The organism is Mycobacterium sp. NGS22 (assembly GCF_059813095.1).
In genome coordinates this window covers 187550-212887 of sequence record NZ_JCALDY010000004.1, presented here as the reverse complement: position 1 = coordinate 212887, position 25338 = coordinate 187550, and the positions used below count along the sequence as shown (strand labels likewise).

Genomic DNA, 25338 nt, shown 5'->3' with positions numbered 1-25338 from the left:
TGCTGGAATGGTGCAATGAGCCAGGACAGTGCTCCTCGATCGGGCCGCCCTCGTGACGCCTCGATCGACGACCGGGTCCTGGCCGTTGTCCGCGAGATGTTGGTCGAAAGCGGCTGGCAGGGCATCTCGCTGCGGCTGGTGGCGCTGCGAGCCGGTGTCGGTCGGGCCAGTCTGAGCCGGAGGTGGCCGTCGAAGGTGGCGTTGGTGTTGGACGCGATCCTGGGCGTCACACCCGACCTTGCGCCGTTCGAGGGCACCGATGTCGGCGGCTGGATCGACTACGTGGTGCGGGGTAGCCATGATTTGTTCAGTCGCTCCGACGTCGCCGCGGCGGTGCCGTGGTTGCTGCTGGCGCTGCGCGACGACGAAGAGCTGCGACGCGCGCTGTGGGCGAACTTCAGCGGTCCGGCGGTTGAGCTGTTCGTCGAGGATGTGCACGCCGCCGAACCCGCCGAACGGGAACGTGCGGAACTCGACGCCCGCGCTGTGCTGACGATGGCGGCGGGTGCGGCGCTTTTCGTGACCACGGTGGCGGCCGGCGACGATTCGGCCGCGCTGCGCCGCCGGATTGCGCAGCTACTGATCGCCGGTGTCGAAGCCGCGCCGCCGGAACGCCTCGATGATTGACTCACGCGGCGAGCGCCAGCTGAGGCCGAGATCGGCGAGCGTTTTCGAGTCGTCGGTCGGTGTGGCCGCGGTCAGCAGCAGCGCGGCCTCGTAACTGAGGCCGTCCCCGAGCGGAATCACACCTCCGATCAGGTCCGCGAACCGGCCGGCCCCCCGAAAGGCTCGCGGCGAGACCGGAACTCGCCGGATGCGGGATCCGCGGGCCTCCTCCAACGCGTCGATGATTTCGTCGAACGTCAGCAGCTCGCCCCCGCAGATGTAACGGTGGGGCCCGCGGCCGGGACGCATCAGCCGGGCGTGCACCTCGGCGATGTCACGCACGTCGACCATCTGCATGCCGCCGCGCAGGCGCGGTGCCACCCCGGCGCGAATGATCGGTTCCCAGCCGCGTTCGGTGACCCCGGCGGCGGTGAAGAACGCCGGTCCCACCACGCTGGAGGGGTAGGTGACGACGACCGGTGCGCCGTCGCTCTGCAACTGCCGCGCGGCGCGCTCGGCGTGGGCTTTCGTGCGGGCATAGGGGCTGCGCCCGGGCGCGGTCGGCGTGTCGGGACCGATTACCTGTCCCGGCGGCGGCGGGAACAGGGCGCTGTAGCTGCTGACCAGGACCACGGGGTCGAGCTCGAGGGCGACGGCCCGATTCAGGATGGTTTCGCTGGCGTAGGCGTTGACGGCCCACATCAACTCCTCGCGCCGCTTGTCGGTACCGACGACCCCGGCCGCGTGGATCACCGCCTCCACGCCGTCGAGCAGCTGGTCTACCGTGATGCGTTCGCGGATGTCCCCGGGTATGACCGTCAGCTCTCCCAACGCCCGCAAATGCCCGATCACCGGGGCGCCGGCTTCGGCGATGGTCACCAGAAGCCGAACGGTGTGGCCGGCTTGCAGCAACGCCCGTACGGTATGGGCGCCCAGGTAACCGGTTCCGCCCGTCACCGCGACATGCATGTTGACCTCCTGGTACCCGCCGTGCATGCTATTTTGATGCCAACGGCATCGAAAATAGCGCATGGCGCGCCCTTCACCCCAGCCAGGCTGGGCCCGCTGACGTTGAAGAACCGATTCATCAAGGCCGCCACGTTCGAGGGTGTCATGCCGCGCGGTCAAGTCAGCGACGAGCTCATCGAGTTCCATGCCGAGGTCGCTCGCGGGGGAGCGGCGATGACCACTGTCGCCTACTGTGCGATCTCACCCGGCGGCCGGGTACACCGCGACACCATCGTGCTGAACCAGGAAACAGTGCCGCAGTTGCGGCGGCTCACCGACGCGGTGCACGCCGAGGGTGCGCTGGTCTGCGCACAGATCGGCCACGCGGGCTTGGTTGCCAACATGCGCTCCAATCGCACCCCTTCCCTGGCGCCGACCACCCGCCTGAGCGCGCCTGCGATGGGAGTGGTGAAGGGCGCCACCAGACAGCAACTCGCCGCTGTCGTCGACGAGTTCGGTACCGCGGCGCGCAACGCCGTCGACGCCGGTTTCGACGCGGTCGAGATCCATATGGGCCACGGCTATCTGTTGTCGTCGTTCTTCAGCCCGAACCTCAACAAGCGCACTGACGAGTTCGGCGGCGACGTGCACCGGCGCGCCGAGTTGGCGCGCCGGGTCGCCGAGCGGGTACGCGCGGTGACCGGCGATTCGGTAGCCGTGACAGCGAAGTTCAACATGGACGACGGTGTGCCGCACGGGTTCTGGTTGACCGACAGTCTGCCTACCGCCGCGCTGCTGCAGGCTGACGGGCATCTCGACGCGCTGCAGCTGACCGGGGGAAGCTCCCTGCTCAACCCGATGTACTACTTTCGCGGCGACGTGCCCATGGCGGATTTCATCGCCGTACAGCCCGCCGCGGTCGGGTTGGGCCTGCGCGTCATCGGCCGCCGATTGTTCCGCAAGTATCCCTTCGAAGAGGCCTACTTCCTGCCGCTGGCACGTCAATTCCGCCGAGCGCTGGACATTCCGTTGATCCTGCTCGGCGGCATCAACGCGCTGGCCACTGTCGAATCCGCCCTCGACGAGGGCTTCGAGTTCGTCGCGATGGGGCGGGCGCTGCTGCGCGACCCGGGTCTGATCAACAGTCTGCAGAGCGGTCGGGCCGTCCAGGGATCCTGTGTGCACTGCATGAAATGCATGCCGACGGTTTATACGGGCACCCGTTGCGTGGTGCGCGAGACCGAGACCGTACTCGCCTGAGGTCCGCGAGATGGGAACTTATGCGGTCTCGGGCTCCGCATCAGGGATGGGCCATGCGGCCGCACAACTGCTGCGCGAGCGCGGTCACACGGTCATCGGCATCGATATCCGAAACGCCGATGTCGTAGCCGACCTTTCGACGTCCGAGGGCCGCAGAGACGCCGCCCGGGCGGTGTTGACCGCAGCCAACGGCACCCTCGACGGCGCGGTGCTGGCCGCCGGCCTCGGCCCGACGCCCGGCAGGCTGCGCGAGATTGCCGAAGTGAACTTCTGTGGCGTCGTGGACCTGCTCACCGAGTGGCGAGCGGCGCTGGCCAGCGGCTCACCCGCCAAAGTGGTTGTGATCGGCAGCAATTCGACCACCACCACGCCAGCGGTGCCGCGCCGAACCGTGCGGTCAATATTGGCCCGCGACACTGAGAAGGCCGTGCGTTCGGTGCGGTGGCTCGGCAAGGGTGCTCCGACGATGGTTTACGCCGCGTCGAAGACGGCGCTCACCCAATGGGTTCGACAGCAGGCGGTGCGACCGGAATGGGCCGGAGCCGGCATCAGGCTCAACGTGCTGGCACCCGGGGCCATCCTGACCCCGCTATTGCAAGAGCAGCTCGCGGCGCCGCAACAGGCCAAAGCGGTACAAGCGTTCCCCGTCCCGGTGGGCGGGTTCGGTGATCCCGCCCAACTCGCCGAATGGGCATGTTTCATGCTGTCGGATGCGGCCGATTTCCTGTGTGGGAGTGTGATTTTCGTCGACGGCGGATCTGATGCCTATTTCCGCGCGGGTGACTGGCCGAGGTGCGTGCCGGTTTCCCGGCTGGTGCCGTATCTGGTGCGGTTCGCGCGGTGGGGACGACTGCGGTAGCTTCGCCCATCCGCGTCTGTCACCCGGACGGGTCGTGCTAACGCAGATAGACCAGCGCGTTGTTGCCACCCTGGCATACCGTCCCGGCGGCGGTACACGTCATCGAGTACGAGCGGCCGGTGATCGGGCTGTACACGTCGAACGGATTCGAGCCGTTGCCATGCGCGTGATACGTCTCGGCGGTGTTCATGGCGAATTCGCACGAGGTGTCCGAGTTGCCGGCGAAAACCGAAGCCCCGCGGCTCGACTTGCCACAGTAGGTGTCCGCTACGGCCGCGGGCGGAGCGCTGACCGAAACCAGGGCGGCGACGGCGAACGACACGGCAGGAACCCCGAGAATTCGCATCATCATCAGAAACCCTTTCGGCGCGGACTGTATCAACCCTGAACCGATCTGAGTCCGAACGCAATACGGTTGCGCGCCATTGCTCGGGCGCGCTTCCCATGATGCAGCCGAGCGCCCAACGGTGTTAGATCAAGGCTGTGAGTGCGGAAAACAACCGGCCGCAAACGCTTTCCGATCAGTTGGCCACCATGCCGCACTACCACGTCGTCACGCTGCGTGACCAGAGTTACCTGGATTACAGCGACGGCCTGACCGAAGCCGGAGCGTTCGCGTACGCGGCCGATGTGATCTCTCCGACCATCTCCCAGCGTGAGCCAGGCCTGGAGGGGGTGTGGATCGTGTCCATCGACCCGCAATCCTGCCGCCTCGCCCACGGGGACGATTCCGACAGACAGTCCGAGGAGGCTCTGGAATTCCTGGTGCGGGTCATCCAGGGTGAACCCTCTTGGTCGGTGTTTGACTGACGTCGATCTAGTCAAATCCTCGACCGGACGAACCCGTAGGCCAAGCGACCGGCGAAGGGAAGTGATCATGGCCGATGCCGACGCCGCTGCGATCCGCGCAGAGCGCACTGACTGGATGCAGCATCACCTCGCGACATACCTCGATTCCGGTGGCGCACAAGGCCATATCCTCGATCTCAGTGCCCTCGGCGGCCGTGAGATGACGACCAACTGCTTGATCAGGTACACCGGCCGCAAGTCGGGCAGGACCTTCGTCAAGCCGCTGATCTACGGCAACGTCGGCGGTGAGATCGTGGTTGTCGGGTCCAAGGGTGGGGCGGACAAACACCCGGAGTGGTACCTCAACGTCGTCGCCAGCGAAACCATCGGTGTGCAGATCGCGACCCAGGCGTTCGAGGCGACGTGGCGCGAGCCCGAGGCGATCGAACGTCACGACGTGTGGGACTACATGTGCCACCTCTACCCGCCGTACGTGTCCTATCAGCGATCGACGAGCCGGCACATCCCGCTGGTCATGCTGAAGACGGTGCGATCGATCGACGTCTTCCAGGTGCCAACGGGTTAGAGCGGGCTCACGTTCACCGGGATATTGCCTTGCCGGGGCAATCCGGTGATCGGGTCGTACTCGACGTCAGTCGGCACCAGGCGCCCGACATTGCTTCCGCGACAACGGAACTCGGCGTCCTCGTCGGTGAGTCCGCCAAAAGCGTGATGCATGGCGATGACGTCCGGTCGTAAGGTCTGGTCGGCTTCGAGCACAGCTGGGATGTGGTCGTGCGGCGACGTGATCGTCACCGCGGCGCCCGCTTGCAGGCCCAGGGCGGCGATGCTTTCGGGATGCATGTAGGCCGGGTTGTAGGGCTTGCCGCGGTTCAGTGTGGACAGGTTGGTGCCGGAGGAGTTCATGAAGTTGCCGTGCCGGCGCGGAATCAGCCGAAACGGGAATGCCGCGTCGCTGCGAGCCGACCGGAAGTCCTCGGCCAGCGTCGCAGCCAACTCGCCGAGCATGTAGTCGTTGCCGACGTCCAGACGCGCCAGGCAGTCGGGATCCCGTTCGGCGACCACCGCGTCCACGTCGAAGATCTTGCCGTGCGGGTGGCTCTTCACCTCGTCGAGCGGGACGCGTGCCGTCGCGCACATCTCGGCGAACAATTCCTCGGTGGTCAACCCGGTGTTGCCGTCCATCGTCAGCACGATCGGCGGTGACTCCATGTAGCGGCCGCCGCCCCCGCCGAAGAAGTTGACGAAGAACAGCGTGAGGTCCATACGCTTGGCGAGCCCCAGAAAGAATTGCCATTCCTCGACCAGATCCGATCCTGCCGGAGGATCGACCAGCCGCGGCGCATACTGCGCGTAGGCGGCGGGAATCCCGGTGCCACTCGCGAAGTACTTGATCAGCTCGCTGCCCTGCGTCATGGCCGGGGTTTCCATCTGCATCTTGGGTGCGATGACGTAGTGCGCCAGCCGCGAGGTGAGCGACATCTCGGTGTCCAGCGTGATCAGCAACTCCAGACTCTCCATCGCGCGCTGGGTTTTGCGCTGGTCGGGCCACGCCGCCATCGGGTTGCCGCCGACGCAGATCAAAGCTCTCACCTGCCCATCGCCGGGCATCAGGATCTCGTCGGCCAGAGCCGCCGTGGGCATGCCGCACACCGCGTCGGTCAGTCCGCGCACCCGCAGTTGCTCGCCGTAGCCCCAACCCTGGTACGGCGGCAGCGCCTGCGCCTTGGCGGTGTAGGCGGGCATCAACGTGTTTGGGCGCGTCACGGGTTGGCCGGCGCGTTGCCATCGTCCGCAGATGGTGGTGAGGCACAGCGCGAGATATTCGAGCAGGTTGCCGTGCAGTCCGAAGTTGGCACCGGTACCGCAGTTCACCATGCCGCGGCGGGATCCGTAGCTGGCGAACAGGTGCGCGGCGTCGATCAGTTGCTGGGCGGGGACGTCGGCGCGCTCGGCCACGTATTCGGGAGTAAACCCCGCGACGGCCGCGGCCAACTTGTCGAAGCCGTCGACATGTTCAGCCAAGAACTCTGTGTCACAGAGGTTTTCGGCGATGATTCGATTGATGATGGCGGCCAGGATGGGGACATCCTCACCGGGTCGCGGCTGGATGTGGATCGCCGCGCGGGCAGCGGTCTGCGAGCGGCGCGGGTCGATGACGATCAGCTTCATACCGCGGCCGACGGCTTCCTTGATCCGCTGGGCCGGATTCTGGCCCGGGATGCCGATCGACTTGGACACGACCGGATTGGTCCCGACCAGCATCCAGCTGTCGGCTTCGTTGAAGTTGACGTCACCGCCGAGCCAGTGACCGTGCGCGGACAGCGCGATCTGTTTGCCCGGTTGGTCGATTGTGTTGGCGGTGAAGAACATCGGCGACTCGATGCCGCGCATGAAGGCGTTCGCCATCAACGGACTCGCCGGGTAGGGCAAGCCGTTGGTTCCGAGATACATGGCCACCGAGCGCGGTCCATGTTCGTCGATGAGCTGCTGCAGGCGCGCGGCGATCTCGTCCATCGCGTGCTCGCTGTCGATAGCGGCATAGGTCCCGTCGGACCGTCGTTTCTGGCTGTGCAACAGGCGCGCGGGATTGTTGTGGATCTCCGGCAGCGCCCGGCCCTTGGCGCAGGTGTAGCCCTTGAACATCGGGTTGTCGGGATCCCCGGTGACCTTGGACAGTTTGCCGTCGGTGACGGTGACCAACACTCCGCAATGAGCCGAGCAGATGCGGCAGATACCTGGCGATGTCGTCGTGGACTCCGTGATGCTGAGCACCCGCTCAGCGTAGGTCGGTTGACGGACATAGTCGACCGCTTTGACCCAACTTGATATTCTTTCGCTTCCACAAGCGGGTTTCCCAAGTGGGGAGATGAAATGGGCTTCGGGCAAGCGATTTCGACCGGGTTCGCCAAATATTTCGATTTCAGTGATCGAGCCCGCCGCTCCGAATTCTGGTATTGGACGCTTTTCACCGTCATTCTCGGCCTGCTCAGCCTGGTCATCGACGCGCAGCTCGAGACCCAGTTCGTCAACTTGCTGATCCAACTCGTCACGTTCATACCCAGCCTGGCCGTGACCGTTCGGCGCCTACACGATATCGACAACTCCGGCTGGTGGGTGCTGATCAGCTTCGTGCCGCTGGTCGGCTTCGTCATACTCGTCATCTGGGGCGCCACCAAGGGCACGGACGGGCCTAACCGATTCGGCCCGGATCCATTAGCCGAAAACGAATTCCCGAATCACGAATTCAACGCGCCGGCATAGCTCAGCGTGCCGCCTGCATTGATCCGCGAGCACGGCGGCGCTAGTTTGACCAAATGTTAGGTCATAAGACCGAAACCGATCAGCCAGGCACACCGGACCCCGCGACCACCAAACGTCCGCTGTGGGCGGTGGGAGCGATCGGGGTTGTGCTCCTAGGGCTGATCATCCACAACGCCCGGTATGGCGCCGTCTCCCCGCGGATCCGCAATCCCCAGGACACGGGCGGTCCGCACCCGCTGTCGGATCCGTTGTTCGGTTACAACCACTGGATCGTGACCATCGAGATCTTCAGTTACCTGGCGTTGGTCACCATTGTGGCTCTCGTCGCCGTCCTGTGGCGCCGGCACCCGAAACACCCTTACCTGTTGATGACGATTGCAGTCACCACCTTGGCGTGGCAGGACGCGCCGATGAACTGGGTAACCTTTGCCGTCTACAACCCCGACCTGTGGCACTGGCCCGAGGACTGGCCGCTGGTCTCGCTGTCTCCGACCGTCGAACCGCTCTTCATCTCGGCCATCGCAATGTTCGTGGTGCCACCGTTTTTCCCGGCGATCTGGGCGTTGCGACGACTGCAGGCGCGCGGTCCGCAGGATTCCTTCGTCTCGCGGCATCCGCTGCTCAGTCTGTCGGGATTGGTGTTCGCCTTCGGGTTCGTCTACGACTTCGCGATGGAACTGCTGTGCGTCCGCATTGGGCTATACACGTTCAGCCAGGTCATACCGTTCGGATCGATCTTCCTCGGCACCCGCTGGCAGTTCCCGCTGCTCTGGCAGTCGTCGCTGATCAATATCTTGATGATCCCGGCTGCGCTGATGATCTATCGCGACGACACCGGACGCAGCGTCGCCGAAAAGCTGGCGCAGCGCGCCAAGGTCTTCCCGTCCCGGCCCGCGCTGGGTTCCTTCGTGGTGATGCTCGTCGGGGTCAATCTTGCGTTCATGACCTACGGACTGGTCTACACCGCGGTCACCCGTTGGTCGGGAGCGGCGACGTCAGTGGTGTGCCCATGGCCGTGGCCGAGTACGAATATCTATGACCCCCAGGGAATTTACGAGCGAAACGGCGTTCCCGAACCTTACTCGGAGGGCATCTGGTCCCGGTGGGAGAGCGCTCAGCCCGGCGGACGCCCGGTGCTGCCGGCCCGCGTCACCGGCGGCGGGTGCACACCAGAGAGCCACTAGACGCTCCGAACGGTAGCGGTTCCATTCGAACCGTCGTGCTGGTTGATCGGCGATACAGTGGCGTATGCAGCCGAAAAGGGGTGCCCTTTGCAGGTGCTGACCAGCAGAGAATGCGTCGTCGTCGACTCGATCGCCGAGGCGTTCTTCCCGGCGCGCGGACCCATCGGGGTGAGCGGTGGCGCGGCGGGCGCGGTCACCTACGTCGACACGATGTTGGCCCGGCTCCCATTACCCAAACGCGCCCAGTTGCGTGCATTGCTGCTGGTATTCGAAGTCGGCACCGCCGTCACGGCCCGCGGAACCGTGTTCTCCGCCGCGCCGCTGGACGAGCGCATCGCGCGACTACAGGGCTGGGAAGGCGCACGCCGTTACCCGCGGCGCGCGTTATTCTCCGCGCTGCGTTGGCTTTTCACGCTCGCATACCTGGCCGACCCGGCGGTGCAGCAACGGATCGGCCTACCGCCGTCCGCGACTCGTCCACCGGTCCCAGTGCGGCGGCCCGGCCGGCCTACCCGGTTGCGTAGCGGCCCGCGGGTCAAGCGACTCGAGCGTCTCTTCAACACCGATCAGCTCATCACCGGCATCGAGATCCCTGAATGGTTCGAGATGTTGGCCGGTGCGCGGTTTCGGGTTAGCGCGCGCTATCTGCACCGGGTCGCCTGGATCACCGGATGGAGCGGGGTAGCCACCGCAGTCGGTACGGTCGAGCGCCGCCGCTACGACCGGCGCATCGCTTCGACACCGATCGACCCGCCCCCGATCTTCATCCTCGGGCACTGGCGCAGCGGCACCACGCACCTGCACAACCTGCTGGGCCGCGACCCCGAGAACACTTATCCCACCGTCTATCAGGTGGTGTTCCCGACCGCGTTCATCACCACGGGCAGCACGATCCCGCCGCTGACCGCCGGAATGCTCGCCGAAACCCGCGGTTACGACAATGTCGCGCAAGGCTGGAACGAAGCCGCCGAGGACGAGATCGCGCTGGCCAAACTGACCGGGCTGTCGCCCTACCTGGCGTTCATGCTGCCCGACCTGCTGCCCCGCTACGAACGGTATTTCGACTTCCTGCAGGCCCGCGAAAGCGAGCGCGACGAGTGGAAGGCGGCGCTGCGCTGGTTCGTCGGCAAGATCCGGCTGCACTCCGGTGGGCGGCGCCCGGTCATCAAAAGCTGCGCCCACATGGCCCGGGTCCGGATGCTGCTCGACGTCTTCCCGGACGCGAAATTCGTTCACATACACCGTAATCCGTTCACCGTCGCCGCTTCTACCATCCACATGCGCAAGCAGACCGATTGGGAGAATTTCCTGCAGGTGCCCGAGGTGTCCTTCGTGGAGAACCTGCCGACGCAGGTGATCGTCGTCGGGCAACTGTTGTTCGAGCGCTTCTTCGAAGATCGCGCGCTGATCCCACCCGAGAACTACATCGAGGTGGCCTACCCCGACCTGTGCGCGCGTCCGCGCGAGGTGCTCGACGGCATCTACCGGCACCTCGACATCCCGCAGGGTGATCGTTACGACGCCACGATCGGCGGCTATCTGAACGGACTCAAGGGATACCGCACCAATCGGCTCAGTGTCGACGACGAACTTGCCGACCTGGTGCGCGAGCACTGGAAGTTCGTCTTCGACGAGTACGGCTACTCGCTGGATCATCGGTCATGACGTTCCACGAGTTCGTCGAAGAGCACCTGCACTCCAGCACGCACCTGTCCCGGCGTCATGTCCACCCCAAGCTGCTGTACATGTTCGAATTGGCTGGAATGGATGCGGTTTTCACGCGTGCCGAAGGTGCCTATCTGTGGACCGAGGACAACCGCCGATACCTCGACCTGCTCAGCGGTGGGGGAGTGCACTTCATCGGCCGCAACCACCCCAAGGTCCGTTCGGCGTTGCGCGACGTCCTGGACATGAACTTGCCCAACCTGTCGGTGGCCAACGCCTCGGTGCTCGGCGGCCTGCTGGCCGAGCGGCTGATCGCGCTGGCCGGCCCACAATTCCAGAAGGTGGTGTTCGCCAACTCCGGCACCGAGGCCACCGAGATCTGCGTCCGGTTCACCCGGCAGGCCACCGGGCGTCGTCGTTATCTGTACCTGGACGGGGCATTTCACGGACGCACCTACGCCGCGATATCGATGTGCGGCTTCGACGAGATGAAGGTCACCGCCGACCCGCTGATGCCGACCTGTACGCCGGTGCCGCGCAACGACATCGACGCCTTGCGCCGCGAACTGTCCTACGGGGATGTCGCGGCGTTCGTCGTCGAGCCTGTTCAGGGGATGACGTGCGAAGTGGTGTCGGCCGAATATCTGCAAGAGGCGCAACGGCTTTGCGCGCAGCACGGTACGGCGTTGGTCATCGACGAGGTGCAAACCGGACTCGGACGGCTCGGTACCTGGTTCGGCTGCCACGGCGCAGGGGTTCAACCGGACATGCTGACCGTCAGCAAAGCGCTCTCTGGTGGCCAGGCGCCGGTCAGTGCGGTGCTGCTGACCCAGGACATCTACGACCGCGTCTACGCCGCCTTCAAATCCGGCCCGATCTACCTGTCGACGTTCGCCGAGAACAACCTGGCGATGGCCGCCGGCCTGGCCACCCTCGACGTGCTCGAAGAACTCGACGCGCCGACCCGCGCCCAGGCCCTGTCGGACAAATTCCACAGGGGCCTACAGGATCTGGCCGCCCGGTACGACGTGATCGACCGCGTCACCGGGCAGGGTCTGATCATCGGCGTGGTGTTCAAGACATCGGCCAACCTCGCACTGCGCATGCAGCAGACCCTGATGGGCATCGGCGATCCGGGCGCATTCGCTGCCGCGGTGCACATCGACCTGCACCGGCGCGGAATCCTGGTCCAGATACCGGGATTCAACCTCAACATGATCAAACTGCTGCCGCCGGTCACCCTCGAAGACGACGACGTGGCCTGGTTCCTGAGCGCGTTCGAGGAAGTGCTCTCCGCGTACCGCCGGCCCATATCTGGCCCGGTGGTCGGAATGGCCGGCGGTGTAGCTCGGCATGTGCTCAACGAAGCGAAGACGAAGCTCGAGGCACGCCGTCCCGTCCCGGACACAGCCAAACGCGCACGCGTGCAGGAATATTCAGACTACAACCGTGCGCTGGCGCTCGACTGCGATGTCTGCGTGGTAGGTTCCGGGCCGGCGGGCACTGTGCTCGCGCACCGACTCGCCGACGAAGGACTCGACGTCGTCGTGCTGGAGGCCGGCGCGGCCATGCGTCAGCGCGACCGGGGCGTCGAGGCCGGGGAGACCTTCGCCCGCTGGTTCTGGGACGGCGGGATGCGCACTACGCGGGGCAACGTGGTGATACCCACCCTGCAGGCTCGGTGTCTGGGTGGCGGGTCGGTGATCAATTCTGGGATCTGTATGAGGGCCCCGGACTTCGTGTTTCAGAGGTGGGCGGGCGAGCACGGCGTCGACGGGATCACACCGGAAGAAATGGCGCGTCACTACGACGCCGTGGAGGGGTTCCTCGGAGTGCGTCCGGTGCAACCGCAGGTGCAGGGCCGGCGCAACGATCTGTTCCGTGCCGGCGCCGAAGCGCTCGGCTATCAGGTCGAACCGTTGCGGCGCAACGAGCACGATTGTCGCGGCTCGGGGCAGTGCATCACCGGATGCCCGTCAGGGGCCAAGCAGTCGATGGACCGGCGCGGGATACCCGAACTGCTGCGGGCCGGTGGTCGCGTCTACACCTGCGTACAGGTGGATCGTCTGCTGCGGCAGGGCAATCGAGTGCATGGTCTGCGCGGTGCGGTCGTCGACCCGATCACCGGCCGGCGCACCCATCGGGTGCGCGTGAACGCCCGATGCACGGTGCTGGCCGCCGGTGCGTTGGCGTCCCCGCAGATCCTGCAGCGCAGCGGTCACGACGCGGACCTGGTGGGGCGCAACGTGCGGATGCATCCCGGTGTGATTGTGATGGGCGCGTTCGACGAGGAGGTCGCACCGTGGACCGGCGCGACCCAGGGTTACCACGTCACCGGATTCCTCGAGGAGGGCATCAAACTCGAGTCGATCTGGGCCACTCCGTCGGTGCTGGGCATGCTGCACCCGGGAACCGGCGAGGAGTTCGTGCGCTCACTGGCCGACTACGAACACGTCGCCACCTGGACGGTGTGGGTGAGCGGCCAGGACTCGGTCGGACGGGTGCGGGCCCGGCCGGGCGGCGCGACCAGCCTGCGCTATGACGTCGGTGCCGGTGACGTGCGCCGCATTCAGGAAGGCGCGGCGCGACTGGCCGAGATGTTCCAAACCGCGGGTGCGCGCACCGTCGTACCCGGCATCCACGGCCTCGAACCCCGCTACGGCGCAGCCGAAGCCGCAGCCGCGATCCGGTCGGCGCGCCTGTCGCCCAACGACTTTCGCCTGGTGGCCAACCACGTGTTCGGGACCACCCCGATGGGTGCGGACCCGCGACGGTACGTCACGGACTCCTGGGGCGCGGTGTACGGACTCGACGACATCTACGTGTGCGACACCGGTCTGTTCCCGTCCAGCCCGATGGCCAACCCGATGCTCACCGCGATGGCGCTGGCCGACCGCCAGGCCGAGACGCTGGCCGAGCGGTACCGCTAATGCATCGAGAGGTTATACCTTGTCCGCACTGATCGCGTTTCCCCGGCAGCTACGGATCGGCGCCGGGTCGATCAACGAGATCGCCGACGTGCTCACCGGCCTGGAGCTGAAACGCCCTCTGCTGGTGACGGATTCGTTCCTGACCCACACCGGTGCCGCGCAACGAGTGCTCGACCTGCTGCGTGTGGCGGGCATAGCGGCCGCGCTCTTCGACCGCACCGTCCCGGATCCCACCACCGCCTCCCTGGAGGACGGGGTACGGGCAGTGCGCGACCACAACGCCGACTGTGTCATCGGCTTCGGCGGCGGCAGCCCGATGGACTCCGCGAAAGCCCTTGCAGTGCTGGCACATCAGGGCGGACCTATGCGCAATTTCAAGGCGCCCAACAGCTACGCAGGCCCGGCGCTGCCCGTCATCGCGATTCCGACTACCGCGGGAAGCGGTTCGGAGGCAACGCAATTCACTGTGATCAGCGACAGCGACACCCACGAGAAGATGCTGTGCCCCGGTGTGTCGTTCCTGCCGGTCGCGGCGATCGTCGACTTCGAACTGACTCTGTCGATGCCGCCGAGGCTGACCGCCGACACCGGTGTCGACGCGCTGACCCACGCGGTCGAGGCGTACGTGAGCCGCAAAGCCAATCCCGTCAGCGACGGCCTTGCGCTGTCGGCCATCCGGCTCATCTCCGGCAACCTCAACCGGGTTTACCGCGCCGGCTCCGACTCGCAGGCGCGTGAGGCCATGATGCTGGCCGCCACGCAAGCCGGGCTGGCCTTCTCCAACTCCAGCGTCGCGCTGGTGCACGGCATGAGCCGCCCGATCGGCGCGCATTTCCAGGTAGCCCACGGCTTGTCGAACGCCATGCTGTTTCCGGCGGTCACCGAGTTCTCCGTCACCGGCGCCGAGTCGCGGTATGCCGACTGCGCCCGTGCCTTTGGAGCAGCAGACGCTCACGTCGCCGATGCGGTGGCCGCTCAAGCTCTGGTGCAGGCGCTGGCCGAGTTGTGTGCCGAACTGGAAGTTCCCACACCGCGCTCCTACGGCATCGACCGTCAGGCGTGGGAGTCGTTGACTCCGTTGATGGCTCAGCAAGCGCTGGCGTCCGGTTCGCCGGCCAACAATCCGGTCGTCCCCACCGGCCAACAAATCGAGGAGATCTACGCCCGGGTGTACGGCTGAGTTGTCACCCCGACGCGACCACCCCGCCGCCGGCTCACGGTCCAACGGGCGTCTCACCCCGGGCCTGGAACTCCGCGGGCAGGTTGTCCGCCACGTCCCAGGTCGCGGCCAGACGTCCGAAGCCGACGGCGATCGCACAGTGCAAACCCAGCTCGACCAGTTCGTCTTCGCTGAAGTGCCCGCGCAAGTCCTCGTACACCGCCTCGTCGATGGCCAGATGGTTGGTGGCGAACAGGTCGGCGAAGCGCAGCGCACTGCGCTCGGCGTCCGTCAGGTCCGGCGCCTCAGTGGGGCGTTCCAGCGAGCACACCAGGTCTTCGGTCAAGCCGTCATCGACGGCGGTCTGGTAGCGCACCGACATGCAGCTGCGGCATTGGTTGTGGAATGCGATGCGCAGCCGGACCAGTTCGACCAGACGCGGCGGCAACGTGCCGGTCTCCTTGAGCTTGGCCGTCACTCCGCCGAAGGCCACTGACACCTCCGGCAGGCGCATCATGATGGCCGCCACCCCGAGGTTGATGCGATCCCCTTGTCCCAGTTCGATTCTCGACACCTCAGCGAACGCATCCGACGGCTCGACACGCGTCATGTCAGTCCCCGTCGCTGGGCTCGGTGAGTTCGGGGGCCTGTTCGCGGGTGGCCATGCCGCCCTCGCGACCGTGATCGGCCGGGCCGGGTCGACCGCCCTTCGGTTCGTCCTGCTCGACGTCGCGCTCGTCGTTCTTCTTGCTCAATGTGCCCCTCCCGGTGTCGATGTCGACCAGTTCCACGGTGAATTGTGCCCCGCTGGCGAGTCAAATGCTGCGGGACTGGTTCGACCCGCAGTCGGCAGGACCCACCGTCAGCTGGACCGCCACTTGATGCCGCATCCGATCGACGGCCGTTGGTTCGGGTCCGCCGGTCGTCCGGCGAGAACGGCGTCGACGGCCGCCCGCACGTCGGCGCCCGTCACGGGCCGGTCGTCCTTGGGCCGGGAGTCGTCGAGCTGGCCGCGGTACACGAGTCGGCGCTCACCGTCGAAGACGAAGGTGTCCGGCGTGCAGGCCGCGGAGAAGGCGCGGGCGACGTCCTGGGTTTCGTCGTAGAGGTACGGGAAAGTCCAGCCGTGCCTGCGGGCCTCGGTGACCATCTGTTCGGGTCCGTCCTGCGGATACGTGACGACGTCGTTGCTGGAGATGCCGACCATCGCGACACCCTGCCCGGCCAGGTCCCGACCCAGCGCGGCCAGCCCGGCCGCGACGTGCTGGACGTAGGGGCAGTGGTTGCAGATGAAGGTGACGACCAACGCGGGGCCGGCCAGGTCCTCGAGGCTGACCGTCGCACCGGTCGCCGGGTCGGGCAGCGTGAAGGACGGGGCGGGGGTACCGAGGGCGAGCATTGCCGATTCGATGGCCATGCGGGCCAGGTTACGTCGTCAGCGCGGGACGATCCTGATGCGGATGGGGCCGCGCCAGGTGGCATCCGGGTCAAGCGCGGTGCCGCGCTGCGTGATCTGCACGTCGCCGGACCTGGCGAGTTCCCGAGCCACATCGCGAGCGTCGTCCATCAGCTCGCGCCAGTTGTCGTCGCCGACGGCCCGGGCGGCATCGGAGGGACAGATGCTGCTGTGCGGACCGCGGTGCGCAGCCAGGGCGAGGATCGTGGATTTCAGTCGCTGCCGGGTCGGCCCGTCGTTGGTCACCAGGTGCGGTCTTTCCCGATCCGGTCGGCAAGCGCGTCGCCCACGGCGCCGGCGCCCAGCGCATTCGGATGCAGGGGTGCGGCAAGGTGAGCCAGCACGAAGCCCTCGAAATATCTGTCGTCGGGTGCGGCGCACATGTCGTGGCCGACCGAGACCGGCCGCGTATCGAAGAACTCGACGTTCTTCCTGGTGGCCAAAATCCGCTGCTGGTCGTCGATCTCGCCGACTTTGGCTTGAAAGTAGTCGGCATCAACGGGGTTGATGGGTTGCTCGGCGAAGCAGCCGCCGGGCCGGATGTAGGTTCCGTACCCGACCAGCACGATCCTGGCCCGCGGAGCGCGTGCCCGCACGGCGTCGATCATGGCGTCCCACGATGGAACCTGCTCGCGGATCGCCGTACTGAACCGGTCCGTTCCCCCGGCAGCGAAGGTGTCGAAGCACGGTGGCTCGGACAGCGAACTGCGACGGCACTTCGACGCGCTGCTTGCCAGACCGACGTCGTTGCCGCCGATCGTGATCGTGATCAACTCGGTGTCGGGGGCTACCGCGTCGATCTGTGCGGGCACGGCGCCGCCGCTGGTCTGTTGGGCCCGCTCGGTGATGTCGGCGGTGGTGGCGCCGCTGCAGGTGACGTCGGTGAAGGTGGTGGCGCCGAGTTGGCGGGCCAACACCGCGGGGTAGTCGTTGGTCGACTTGAAGCACCCGGGCGGACCGGCGGGATCGGGCACCATCGGCGCGGCCGCCGCCGAGTCGCCGAGCGCTACGTACCTGGGGCCCTTGGGGGCGGCTTTGGGAACGGTCGGCGCCGGCGCCGTGCAAGCGGCCAACGCCGAGAACACCAACACCGCAGCGCCCCACGCCCAGCGGTTCTTCTGCCTCATGTCCCCAGCCAGGGTAACCAACCGCAGCTGGGGCAGGGTTTCGCTACGTCTTGCTGTTGCGTTCCACCCACTGGCTGAGTGCATCCTCCAGCGCGGCCGAGTGGCTCACTCCGGCGGCGTCGGCGGCCTGCTCGAATCGCTCGACCAAATCGGTCGGGATCGAGGCGCTCACCTTGGAGCGCTCCGGCTTCGGCTTCGGCGGCTGCTCGGCCTGCACATGCTTGGCGGCCGTCGCGTCCATGGTTTCCCGCAGCGCGGGAATTTCCCGGAGCAGCCGGTCGAGGTCGTCGCGCTCGATGCGCAGCACCTCGGCGGGCCCGATGGTGGTGACCGTCGCGGAACGCAGTTTGCCGCGGCGCAACGCCGACTCGCCGATCACCTCACCCGGTCCGACCACCGCGACCCGGTCTTGGCCCACGTAGACGCCGGCCTCGCCGCTGAGCAGGATGAAGCACGCGTCCGACGGAGTTTGCTCGCGAATCAGCGGCCACGGCGAGGACTGCGCCGTGTGGTGGGCCGTGCCGACCAGACGTTCCAGTTCGCTGTCCGAGAACTTTTCGAACGCGGCGAACTCGCGCAACCGACGGGCGTCGGTGCGGACCCGGCGGGCTTCTTCCTCTTGCTCTTTGGCATCCACCTTCATGGGGGACTCCTGATCTGCGATGTGAACCCTGACATCGAGGAGCCTACGACGAAAACACGGGGGTCCGGCAAGTAAATGCTGCCCGGGCTCCGCAGGCGGTCGTGAAACCCTGGCGTTGAGCGTGAAACCCTGGCGTTGAGCGTGAAATCCTGGCGTTGAGCGTGAAATCCTGGCGTTGAGGGGGTAACCAGGGCGGAATTTCCGACGATTTCCCGCCCAGGCTTCACTCCGAACGCCCAGGCTTCACTCCGAACGCCCAGGCTTCACTCCGAACGCCCAGGCTTCACTCCGAACGCCCAGGCTTCACTCCGAACGCCCTAGGGCTGACGTCGCGTGATCCGACGGCACCCACGCCGTCAGTAACCCCGACAACCCGATCCGCGTCTCGCGACCGGTGCCCTCAGTCCGGCGGGGTGGGCGTCATCGACCCGATGAAGTAGGTCTCGCGCCCGGTCGGGTAACCACCGCCATTGGTGGCGATGTGAACGTGGTCGTAGTGATTCGCGGTCTCGTTGCCCAGGTCAGCTGTCCAGCTGCCGGTCCGGATGCCCATGTAGATCTTCTGCCGCCAGATCACGTGATCGATGCCCCAGCGTTTGGCATTGGCCAGGGCCAGGCCGGCGATCTGGTTGCCCAGCGCGATGCCCGCCTCGCTGCCGTGGTCAGGAATCATCACGTCGATCGCCAGGCCGCTGGGGTGCCACCGCAGCGCATCTTGTCGGTATCCGCCGATCGTCGATATCTCGGGGAACAGCACGCCTATGGCGCGCGCCGCCCAGATGGTTTTGATCTGCAGCCCCTGCTCCGGCGCCACCCCGGCCGGCAGCGCGACCTGGAAGTCCTGGGCGGCGACGGGTGCGTTCCCGGTCAGCATCGCAGCCTCCTCGGCGGTGGCGACGTGCGGCGCCCCGGCCGGTGGCGCGGTGGGTTGGCTGGTGGGTGCGGCTGCCGAAGCCGAAGCCGACGGTGTCTCGGCGCAGCACTGCGTCTTCGGCTTGGTGTCCTGGGCGTAGATCATCCCGCCGGCGACGACCAGCGAGACCGCGATCGCCAGCCAGCGGCCGTAGCCGTTGCCTGACGTGCTCTTGCCCACCTAGAGCACTCTAGTGTCGTGTGGGGCGCAAGTGGCAGATCTTGGTGATCTTGTTATGTGCGGCCCGGCAGCTTCATCACGGTGCGCACGATGGGCAGCAGCGCCTTCTGCCACAGCGTCGAGGGAACCCCGAACGGCGGATCGAGGTTGAACACCCGCGCGGTGGCGATCGTCTGCGACTCGGTGTATTTCAGCAGTCCTTCGGCGGCGTGCCGGCGCCCGACGCCGGAAATGCCCATCCCACCCATCGGGGCGCTGAGGCTGCCCCACGCGAACGCGTAACCCTCGTTGACGTTCACCGTCCCGGACCGCAACCGGGCCGCGATCTCCTCGCCTTCTGCGGACGAGGCGGCCCACACGCTGGCGTTGAGACCGTAGGAGGTGTCGTTGGCTTTCTCGACGGCTTCGTCCACGTCGGCCACCGGGTAGATCGAGACCAGCGGACCGAACGTCTCGTCACGCGCACAATCCATTTCCGGTGTGACATCGGTGAGCACGGTCGGTTCGTAGAACAGCGGCCCGATGTCCGGGCGGGCCTTTGCGCCGGCAACCACCTTGGCGCCCTTGGCCGTTGCATCGTCCACGTGACCGGACACAGCCTTGAGCTGATCCTCGGAGATCAAACTGCCCATGTCGACGGAGAAGTCATAGGAGGTGCCCAGCTTCATGTTGCGCACCGCCTCACCGAACTTGCGGGTGAACTCGTCGGCGATGTCCTTTTCGACATAGATCCGCTCGATGGAGATGCACAGCTGTCCAGCGTTCGAGAAGCACGCCCGGATGGCGGCCTTGGTCGCCTTTCTCAGATTGGCGCCCCGCGTCACGATCATCGCGTTCTTGCCGCCGAGCTCGGCGGAGAACCCGATCAGCCGACGACCGGCCTGCTCGGCGAGGTGGCTGCCGGTTTCCGACGAGCCGGTGAACATCAGATAGTCGCAGTTCTCGGTGATAGCGGTGCCCACGACCGACCCCGGCCCGGGCACGATCGCGTACAGCGCCCGAGGCAGACCGGCTCGGTACAGCAGCTCCGCGCAGGCCAGCGCGCAGTACGGCGTCTGACTGTCGGGCTTGAGCACCACCGCGTTGCCGGCGAGCAGCGCGGGCACCGAGTCCGAGGCGGTGAGCGTCATCGGGTAATTCCACGGCGAGATCACCCCGACCACGCCCTTGGGCTGGTAACCCACTGTGGCCTTGCCGATCGCCGGCAGCAGCGCCTGCACCCTGCGGGGTTTGAGCAGGTCGGCGCTGACCCGGACGTAGTAGTTGGCGTTGGCCATCAGGTCGACGATCTCCTCCTGCGCCGCCCAGCGGGCCTTGCCCGCCTCGGCCTGCAGCAGGTCCATCAGGAACTCGCGGTTCTCGATCACCAGGTCGCGGTAGCGGCGAACCACCTCGATCCGTTCGGAAACCGGACGCTTTGCCCAATCCGCTTGTGCGGCACGGGCTTTGGTGAATGCCGCCTCGACGTCGGCCGCGGTCCCGATCGGGATCGTGGTGAGCGGCTTGCCGGTGAAGACCTCGTCGATGGTTCTGGTCGGGCGTTCGGTGAAGCCGTCGATCGCGACGAGCTGACGCAAGCGGTCGAAGACCTCGGCTGACGGTGCAGGCATTATCGCTACCTCTCGAATGCGCTCGAGGATCATCTCCTCAACTTGTAGCCGCTATGCGCTGAGCGATCTCCCCGTAACGTTCGAAACGCTCGGGGTCGCCCAGCGCGTTGTACAGCACGATCCGGCTGGCGACTCCCTGGTACTTGCCAAGAAGTGCGTCGGCCAAACCATCCCACGTCGACTCGGTGGCGAAGACAGCGATGTGCTCGTCGGTGATCTCCTCGGCCATCCCGGCGAGGTCGCCGGCTTTCTGCTTCGCCCGCAAGCGCGCGGTGGTGCCCTCGAAGCCGGCCTCGTCCAGGATGAAGGCGTAGTTGGGCGTGCTCGCGTAGAAGCCGAGGCTGGCGCGCACCAGTTCGCGCTCGTTGCGGCGTTCCTCTTCGGTGTCGCCGACGATGGTCATGACCGGCACGATCACCGCCACGTCCGACGGCGTGCGCCGCGCTTTGGCCGCGCCGGCCGCGATATTGGGCACCACGTGACGCGCGAGGTATCCGGGTTCGCCGAGCGGATGGACATGGACTCCGTCGGCGACCTCGCCGGCCATTCGCAGCATCCACGGGTTCACCGCCGCCACGTCGACTTTGGGATCGGGTGCGTCGATAGGACCCGCGGACCACTGCGGGGTGATGAAGTCCAGGTCGTAGAACTCGCCGTGATGATCGAGGGTCCCGGTCCGGAACGCGGTGAAACAGGCCTTGACGGCGAGCACGTAGTCCCGCAGTCGGGGACCGGGACGATCGAACGGCATCCCGTAGCGCCGCACGACGTGGGTGCGCACCTGGGTGCCCAGACCGAGCCGGAAGTTCCCGCCGGTGGCCTCCTGCAGCTCCCATGCCGTCGCGGCGGTGACGAACGGGCTGCGGGGGAACGCGACCGCGACCCCGGTCGACAGTTCGAGGCCGGGCGCGGTTTGCGCGGCCACCGCGGCGTTCAGATAGGCGGTCCGGCCCGTTTCGGTGAACAACAGGCCGCTGAAGCCGGCCGCCTGCGCGCGTCGGGCCACATCGCCGATCCGCGCCAACGGCTGCGGAATGGTCATCACGTCGACCTGCACGGTCGAACCGTACATCGCCGCTGAACGGCCGTGGCCGCTCTGCACGCGTCGAATTGGACCGATAAGGTCGAAACGTGTGTGGAGCCACCGGGGAGGTGCGACTCGACGGCCGGGTGCCCGACGTGGCGGCGGTCGCGGCGATGGCCGACGTGATGTCACCGCGCGGTCCGGACGCCGCGGGCGCCTGGTCACAAGGTCGGGTGGCCCTGGGTCATCGTCGCCTCAAGATCATCGACCTGACCGAGGCCGGGGCCCAGCCCATGGTCGACGCCGACCTGGGCCTGACCATCGTCTGGAACGGCTGCATCTACAACTACCAGGACCTGCGCCGCGAGCTGGAGGGCCAGGGCTACCGGTTCTTCTCGCACAGCGACACCGAAGTGCTGCTCAAGGCGTACCACCGTTGGGGTGACGACTTCGTCTCCCACCTGCACGGGATGTTCGCGTTCGCCATCGTCGAACGGGACAGCGGCCGGGTGCTGCTGGGTCGCGATCGGCTCGGCATCAAACCGCTGTACCTCAGCGAGGACAGCCACCGGATCCGGTTCGCCTCGACCCTGCCGGCGTTACTGGCCGGGGGTGGCGTGGACACCCGGATCGACCACGTCGCGCTGCACCACTACATGACGTTCCACTCCGTCGTCCCGGCGCCGCTGACGATCCTGCGGGGAGTGCGCAAGATCCCGCCGGGCTCGCTGCTGGCCATCGAACCCGACGGCCGGCGCGTCGCCACCACCTACTGGGTGCCCGATTTCACCCGCCACGCCGAGCGCGCCGACTGGTCGGAGAACGACTGGGAAGACGCCGTCCTCGCCGCGCTGCGTACCGCGGTCAAGCGCCGACTCGTCGCGGACGTCTCGGTCGGCTGCCTGCTCTCCGGTGGTGTGGACTCCAGCCTGATCGTCGGGCTGCTCGCCGAGGCGGGCCAGCACGGGCTCGCGACGTTTTCCATCGGCTTCGAGTCGGTGGGCGGCGTCGAGGGCGACGAATTCCGGTATTCCGACATCATCGCGGACCGCTTCGGTACCGATCATCACCAGATCCGGATCGGGACCGACCGGATGCTGCCGGCGCTCGACGACGCGATCGGGGCGATGAGCGAGCCGATGGTCAGCCACGACTGTGTCGCCTTCTATCTGCTCAGCCAGGAAGTGTCCCGGCACGTGAAGGTCGTGCAGTCGGGCCAGGGTGCCGACGAGGTGTTCGCGGGCTATCACTGGTATCCGCCGATGGGCGCGCCGGAAGCGGGCAGCCTGCAAGGTTCGGTCGCGGCGTACCGCAGCGCCTTCTTCGACCGGGACGTGACCGGTCTCGCGGGTTTGGTGGCACCGGAGCACATCGCACCCGGCGATCCCAGCGAGCGATTCGTCAGCGAACATTTCGCGCGCGCCAATGCCGAGACCGGTATCGACCGGGCGTTGCGTCTCGATACGACGGTCATGCTGGTGGACGACCCGGTGAAGCGGGTGGACAACATGACCATGGCCTGGGGTCTGGAAGGACGGGTGCCCTTCCTCGACCACGAATTGGTGGAACTCGCCGCGACCTGTCCGCCGGAGTTGAAGATCGCCCACGAAGGCAAAGGTGTCCTCAAACAGGCTGCGCGCCGGGTCATTCCCGCCGAGGTCATCGACCGCCCCAAGGGATACTTCCCGGTTCCGGCCCTGACCCATCTGGAGGGGCCCTATCTGGACATGGTCCGTGACGCGCTGTACGCGCCGGTTGCCAAGGAGCGCGGGCTGTTTCGCGCCGACGCCGTCGAGGCTCTGCTGGCCAATCCCAACCGCAGGTTGACTCCGTTGCGCGGCAACGAACTCTGGCAGATCGCCCTGTTGGAGATGTGGTTGCAGAAGCACGGCGTCACCGGGACCGCGGAATGAGCGAGTTCGACCCGTCGGAGGACAACCCGGAGGCGATCACCCTCGCGCTGCACAATGCCGCACCACCGGAGTTCGCAGAGCTGATGTCGCACGATGTGGAACTCGAATTAGGCTGGGGCCGGCTGATTTTCGGGCAGACATTCGCCGACGCCGACACATTGGCCGAAACGCTGCGCCGGGAGGCGCCCGGCCGTCGCGACATCTGCATCTATGCGCGCGAGTCCCATGTGGTGGTGGCCAAGGCTCCCGCTGAACTGTTCATCGACCCCAGCCACACCTACCGGCTGCGCTTCGCCGAACTGAGCGACGAGGAGCCGCCCACTCCACCTCCGTATGTCACGGTGCGCACCCTGAGCGATGTGGGCGACGCCGACGCGATGAACCGCGTCTACGTCCGGTGCGGAATGGTCCCCGCGCCGGTCGAGACGATCTGGCAGAACCATCTAGGGGTCGAGGCGTTGACCTATCTGCTGGCGGTACGCAACGAGGACGGTGCGGTGGTGGGCACCGTCACCGGAGTCGACCACGAAGTGCTGTTCTCCGATCCCGAACACGGATCGAGTCTGTGGAGTCTGGCGGTGGATCCCGCCGCCGCGCTGCCCGGACTGGGCGCGGCCCTGACCCGGGCGCTGGCCGAGCACTTCCGGGCCAAGGGCCGTGCCTACATGGATCTGTCCGTCGCGCACGACAACGCCGCTGCCACCGCCCTGTACGAGAAACTGGGTTTTCGGCGGGTCCCGGTGCTGGCGATCAAGCGCAAGAACGCGATCAACGAACCGCTGTTCACCCCGTCGCCCGAGACCGTCGACGACCTCAACCCCTATGCCAGGATCATCGCCGACGAGGCTCTGCGCCGCGGTATCTGGGTGGAGGTCCTGGACGCCGAGACCGGCGAGATCCGGCTCTCGCACGGCGGTCGCAGTATCGTCACCAGGGAGTCGCTGTCGGAGTTCACGTCGGCTGTCGCGATGTGCCGGTGCGACGACAAGCGGCTGACCCGCCGGCTGGTTTCCGAGGTCGGCATCACCGTACCGCGTGCCCGGCTGGCCACCTTCGACGACGCGGACTACGCGTTCTTGACCGAGGTCGGGGAGGTCGTCGTCAAGCCCACCCGCGGCGAGCAGGGCAAGGGCATCACCGTGGGCATCACCGCCGAACGCGGGCCCGGTGAGCTTGCCGCCGCCCTCGCGCGGGCGCGGGAACAGTACCGGGAGGTGCTGATCGAACAGCGGGTGCCGGGCAACGACCTACGATTGGTGGTGATCGACGGCCGGGTCGTCGCCGCGGCCCTGCGGGTGCCGCCGGAAGTCATCGGCACCGGCGACCACACCATCCGGGATCTGATCGGTGCCGAGAGCCGGCGGCGCTCGGCGTCCACCGGCGGCGAATCCCGCATCCCCCTCGACGACCTCACCGAGGCCACCGTCGCCGAATCGGGTTGGTCGCTCGACGACGTGCTTCCCGAAGGGATCCGTTTGCGGGTTCGCCACACCGCCAACCTGCATCAGGGCGGGACGATCCACGACGTCACCGCGCAGGTGAACCCGGAACTGTGTCGGGTGGCCGTGTCGGCCGCCGAGGCGATCGGCATCCCGGTGACCGGCATCGACTTGCTGGTACCCGACGTCGCCGGCGACGAGTACGCGTTCATCGAAGCCAACGAGCGACCGGGGCTGGCCAACCACGAACCACAGCCCACCGCCGCGGCTTTCGTCGACTTCCTGTTTCCCGGGCGGCCGGGCCAACCACCAGCCTGGACTCCGGAGGAGTCACCGGCGTCGTGACGC

General features: G+C 66.7%; 24 protein-coding genes. 12 read left to right on the top strand and 12 right to left on the bottom strand.

What is annotated here, in order from left to right; genetic code table 11:
* The first annotated feature begins 15 nt into the window (after positions 1 to 15).
* On the top strand, positions 16 to 627 hold the full coding sequence (locus AC5Y47_RS05450; RefSeq protein ID WP_499942730.1) for a TetR/AcrR family transcriptional regulator: 612 nt from the start codon (positions 16 to 18) through the stop codon (positions 625 to 627).
* Here AC5Y47_RS05450 and AC5Y47_RS05445 read toward each other — a convergent pair.
* Entirely contained in the window at positions 577 to 1575 is a 999-nt protein-coding gene (locus AC5Y47_RS05445; RefSeq protein ID WP_499942885.1) for an NAD-dependent epimerase/dehydratase family protein, read from the bottom strand. The two genes, AC5Y47_RS05450 and AC5Y47_RS05445, sit on opposite strands and share 51 nt — an antisense overlap.
* 36 nt (positions 1576 to 1611) lie before the next feature.
* On the opposite strand from AC5Y47_RS05445, the gene AC5Y47_RS05440 reads away from it, so the two are divergent.
* Positions 1612 to 2814 carry an NADH:flavin oxidoreductase gene (locus AC5Y47_RS05440; protein ID WP_499942727.1) on the top strand — a complete coding sequence of 401 codons (1203 nt, stop codon included), beginning with the start codon at positions 1612 to 1614 and terminating at the stop codon, positions 2812 to 2814.
* Between the two features lie 10 nt (positions 2815 to 2824).
* Positions 2825 to 3673, top strand: a complete 849-nt coding sequence (locus AC5Y47_RS05435) for an SDR family oxidoreductase (RefSeq protein ID WP_499942724.1) — start codon at positions 2825 to 2827, stop codon at positions 3671 to 3673.
* Positions 3674 to 3710: 37 nt separating this feature from the next.
* Here the strand turns inward: AC5Y47_RS05435 and AC5Y47_RS05430 are convergent, their stop codons facing one another.
* Positions 3711 to 4025, bottom strand: coding sequence for a hypothetical protein (locus AC5Y47_RS05430; protein ID WP_499942722.1), 315 nt, complete (start codon positions 4023 to 4025; stop codon positions 3711 to 3713).
* A 131-nt stretch (positions 4026 to 4156) separates the two neighbouring features.
* On the opposite strand from AC5Y47_RS05430, the gene AC5Y47_RS05425 reads away from it, so the two are divergent.
* Both AC5Y47_RS05425 and AC5Y47_RS05420 read left to right on the top strand, forming a co-directional pair.
* Complete coding sequence (locus AC5Y47_RS05425) at positions 4157 to 4483, top strand: hypothetical protein (RefSeq protein ID WP_499942721.1); 327 nt, start codon at positions 4157 to 4159, stop codon at positions 4481 to 4483.
* 67 nt (positions 4484 to 4550) lie between these two features.
* Complete coding sequence (locus tag AC5Y47_RS05420; protein WP_499942717.1) at positions 4551 to 5048, top strand: nitroreductase/quinone reductase family protein; 498 nt, start codon at positions 4551 to 4553, stop codon at positions 5046 to 5048.
* Here AC5Y47_RS05420 and AC5Y47_RS05415 read toward each other — a convergent pair.
* Positions 5045 to 7258: a molybdopterin-containing oxidoreductase family protein gene (locus tag AC5Y47_RS05415; RefSeq protein ID WP_499942714.1), complete on the bottom strand. Its 2214-nt coding sequence runs from the start codon at positions 7256 to 7258 to the stop codon at positions 5045 to 5047. The genes AC5Y47_RS05420 and AC5Y47_RS05415 overlap by 4 nt on opposite strands.
* A 99-nt stretch (positions 7259 to 7357) precedes the next feature.
* Between AC5Y47_RS05415 and AC5Y47_RS05410 the strand changes: the two genes are divergently transcribed.
* The 5 genes from AC5Y47_RS05410 to AC5Y47_RS05390 all read left to right on the top strand — a co-directional run bounded on the left by AC5Y47_RS05410 (position 7358) and on the right by AC5Y47_RS05390 (position 14706).
* Positions 7358 to 7747, top strand: coding sequence for a DUF805 domain-containing protein (locus AC5Y47_RS05410; RefSeq protein WP_499942710.1), 390 nt, complete (start codon positions 7358 to 7360; stop codon positions 7745 to 7747).
* 53 nt (positions 7748 to 7800) lie between these two features.
* Positions 7801 to 8931: a spirocyclase AveC family protein gene (locus AC5Y47_RS05405; RefSeq protein ID WP_499942705.1), complete on the top strand. Its 1131-nt coding sequence runs from the start codon at positions 7801 to 7803 to the stop codon at positions 8929 to 8931.
* Between the two features lie 93 nt (positions 8932 to 9024).
* A complete protein-coding gene (locus AC5Y47_RS05400) occupies positions 9025 to 10596 on the top strand; it encodes a sulfotransferase (RefSeq protein WP_499942703.1) in 1572 nt (523 codons plus the stop codon).
* Positions 10593 to 13526 carry an aminotransferase class III-fold pyridoxal phosphate-dependent enzyme gene (locus tag AC5Y47_RS05395; protein WP_499942700.1) on the top strand — a complete coding sequence of 978 codons (2934 nt, stop codon included), beginning with the start codon at positions 10593 to 10595 and terminating at the stop codon, positions 13524 to 13526. Before AC5Y47_RS05400 ends, AC5Y47_RS05395 begins: the two co-directional genes overlap by 4 nt.
* A 19-nt stretch (positions 13527 to 13545) precedes the next feature.
* The gene (locus AC5Y47_RS05390; RefSeq protein WP_499942696.1) at positions 13546 to 14706 is read left to right on the top strand and encodes an iron-containing alcohol dehydrogenase; all 1161 of its coding nucleotides are present in this window, start codon (positions 13546 to 13548) and stop codon (positions 14704 to 14706) included.
* Positions 14707 to 14740: 34 nt separating this feature from the next.
* On the opposite strand, the gene AC5Y47_RS05385 is transcribed toward AC5Y47_RS05390, so the two are convergent.
* The 9 genes from AC5Y47_RS05385 to AC5Y47_RS05345 form a co-directional block, all read right to left on the bottom strand.
* Positions 14741 to 15295, bottom strand: coding sequence for a carboxymuconolactone decarboxylase family protein (locus AC5Y47_RS05385; RefSeq protein WP_499942692.1), 555 nt, complete (start codon positions 15293 to 15295; stop codon positions 14741 to 14743).
* A 1-nt stretch (position 15296) separates the two neighbouring features.
* A complete protein-coding gene (locus tag AC5Y47_RS05380; protein WP_499942892.1) occupies positions 15297 to 15476 on the bottom strand; it encodes a hypothetical protein in 180 nt (59 codons plus the stop codon).
* A gap of 71 nt (positions 15477 to 15547) precedes the next feature.
* Positions 15548 to 16102 carry a thioredoxin family protein gene (locus tag AC5Y47_RS05375; RefSeq protein ID WP_499942689.1) on the bottom strand — a complete coding sequence of 185 codons (555 nt, stop codon included), beginning with the start codon at positions 16100 to 16102 and terminating at the stop codon, positions 15548 to 15550.
* An 18-nt stretch (positions 16103 to 16120) separates the two neighbouring features.
* Complete coding sequence (locus tag AC5Y47_RS05370) at positions 16121 to 16387, bottom strand: DUF3253 domain-containing protein (protein WP_499942686.1); 267 nt, start codon at positions 16385 to 16387, stop codon at positions 16121 to 16123.
* Positions 16384 to 17268 (bottom strand): SGNH/GDSL hydrolase family protein, encoded by an 885-nt coding sequence (locus AC5Y47_RS05365; protein ID WP_499942683.1) that lies wholly within the window; start codon positions 17266 to 17268, stop codon positions 16384 to 16386. Before AC5Y47_RS05365 ends, AC5Y47_RS05370 begins: the two co-directional genes overlap by 4 nt.
* 43 nt (positions 17269 to 17311) lie before the next feature.
* Positions 17312 to 17911 (bottom strand): cyclic nucleotide-binding domain-containing protein, encoded by a 600-nt coding sequence (locus AC5Y47_RS05360; protein ID WP_499942681.1) that lies wholly within the window; start codon positions 17909 to 17911, stop codon positions 17312 to 17314.
* 400 nt (positions 17912 to 18311) lie between these two features.
* Complete coding sequence (locus tag AC5Y47_RS05355) at positions 18312 to 19004, bottom strand: VldE C-terminal domain-containing protein (protein WP_499942679.1); 693 nt, start codon at positions 19002 to 19004, stop codon at positions 18312 to 18314.
* A gap of 53 nt (positions 19005 to 19057) precedes the next feature.
* Positions 19058 to 20614, bottom strand: coding sequence for a succinic semialdehyde dehydrogenase (locus AC5Y47_RS05350; protein WP_499942676.1), 1557 nt, complete (start codon positions 20612 to 20614; stop codon positions 19058 to 19060).
* Between the two features lie 37 nt (positions 20615 to 20651).
* Complete coding sequence (locus AC5Y47_RS05345) at positions 20652 to 21671, bottom strand: TIGR03617 family F420-dependent LLM class oxidoreductase (RefSeq protein WP_499942674.1); 1020 nt, start codon at positions 21669 to 21671, stop codon at positions 20652 to 20654.
* 74 nt (positions 21672 to 21745) lie between these two features.
* Here AC5Y47_RS05345 and AC5Y47_RS05340 point away from each other — a divergent pair, with 74 nt between their 5' ends.
* The gene (locus AC5Y47_RS05340) at positions 21746 to 23551 is read left to right on the top strand and encodes an N-acetylglutaminylglutamine amidotransferase (RefSeq protein ID WP_499942672.1); all 1806 of its coding nucleotides are present in this window, start codon (positions 21746 to 21748) and stop codon (positions 23549 to 23551) included.
* Positions 23548 to 25335: an N-acetylglutaminylglutamine synthetase gene (gene ngg, locus AC5Y47_RS05335; RefSeq protein ID WP_499942670.1), complete on the top strand. Its 1788-nt coding sequence runs from the start codon at positions 23548 to 23550 to the stop codon at positions 25333 to 25335. The genes AC5Y47_RS05340 and ngg overlap by 4 nt, the downstream gene beginning before the upstream one ends.
* The last annotated feature ends 3 nt before the right edge of the window (positions 25336 to 25338 follow it).

Bases quoted from the DNA above. Each gene is read 5' to 3' on its own strand.
- AC5Y47_RS05450 (WP_499942730.1), top strand. From the start codon at position 16: ATGAGCCAGGACAGTGCTCCTCGATCGGGCCGCCCTCGTGACGCCTCG.
- AC5Y47_RS05445 (WP_499942885.1), bottom strand. From the start codon at position 1,575: ATGCATGTCGCGGTGACGGGCGGAACCGGTTACCTGGGCGCCCATACC.
- AC5Y47_RS05440 (WP_499942727.1), top strand. From the start codon at position 1,612: ATGCCAACGGCATCGAAAATAGCGCATGGCGCGCCCTTCACCCCAGCC.
- AC5Y47_RS05435 (WP_499942724.1), top strand. From the start codon at position 2,825: ATGGGAACTTATGCGGTCTCGGGCTCCGCATCAGGGATGGGCCATGCG.
- AC5Y47_RS05430 (WP_499942722.1), bottom strand. From the start codon at position 4,025: ATGATGATGCGAATTCTCGGGGTTCCTGCCGTGTCGTTCGCCGTCGCC.
- AC5Y47_RS05420 (WP_499942717.1), top strand. From the start codon at position 4,551: ATGGCCGATGCCGACGCCGCTGCGATCCGCGCAGAGCGCACTGACTGG.
- AC5Y47_RS05410 (WP_499942710.1), top strand. From the start codon at position 7,358: ATGGGCTTCGGGCAAGCGATTTCGACCGGGTTCGCCAAATATTTCGAT.
- AC5Y47_RS05405 (WP_499942705.1), top strand. From the start codon at position 7,801: ATGTTAGGTCATAAGACCGAAACCGATCAGCCAGGCACACCGGACCCC.
- AC5Y47_RS05395 (WP_499942700.1), top strand. From the start codon at position 10,593: ATGACGTTCCACGAGTTCGTCGAAGAGCACCTGCACTCCAGCACGCAC.
- AC5Y47_RS05385 (WP_499942692.1), bottom strand. From the start codon at position 15,295: ATGACGCGTGTCGAGCCGTCGGATGCGTTCGCTGAGGTGTCGAGAATC.
- AC5Y47_RS05375 (WP_499942689.1), bottom strand. From the start codon at position 16,102: ATGGCCATCGAATCGGCAATGCTCGCCCTCGGTACCCCCGCCCCGTCC.
- AC5Y47_RS05365 (WP_499942683.1), bottom strand. From the start codon at position 17,268: ATGAGGCAGAAGAACCGCTGGGCGTGGGGCGCTGCGGTGTTGGTGTTC.
- AC5Y47_RS05360 (WP_499942681.1), bottom strand. From the start codon at position 17,911: ATGAAGGTGGATGCCAAAGAGCAAGAGGAAGAAGCCCGCCGGGTCCGC.
- AC5Y47_RS05350 (WP_499942676.1), bottom strand. From the start codon at position 20,614: ATGCCTGCACCGTCAGCCGAGGTCTTCGACCGCTTGCGTCAGCTCGTC.
- ngg (WP_499942670.1), top strand. From the start codon at position 23,548: ATGAGCGAGTTCGACCCGTCGGAGGACAACCCGGAGGCGATCACCCTC.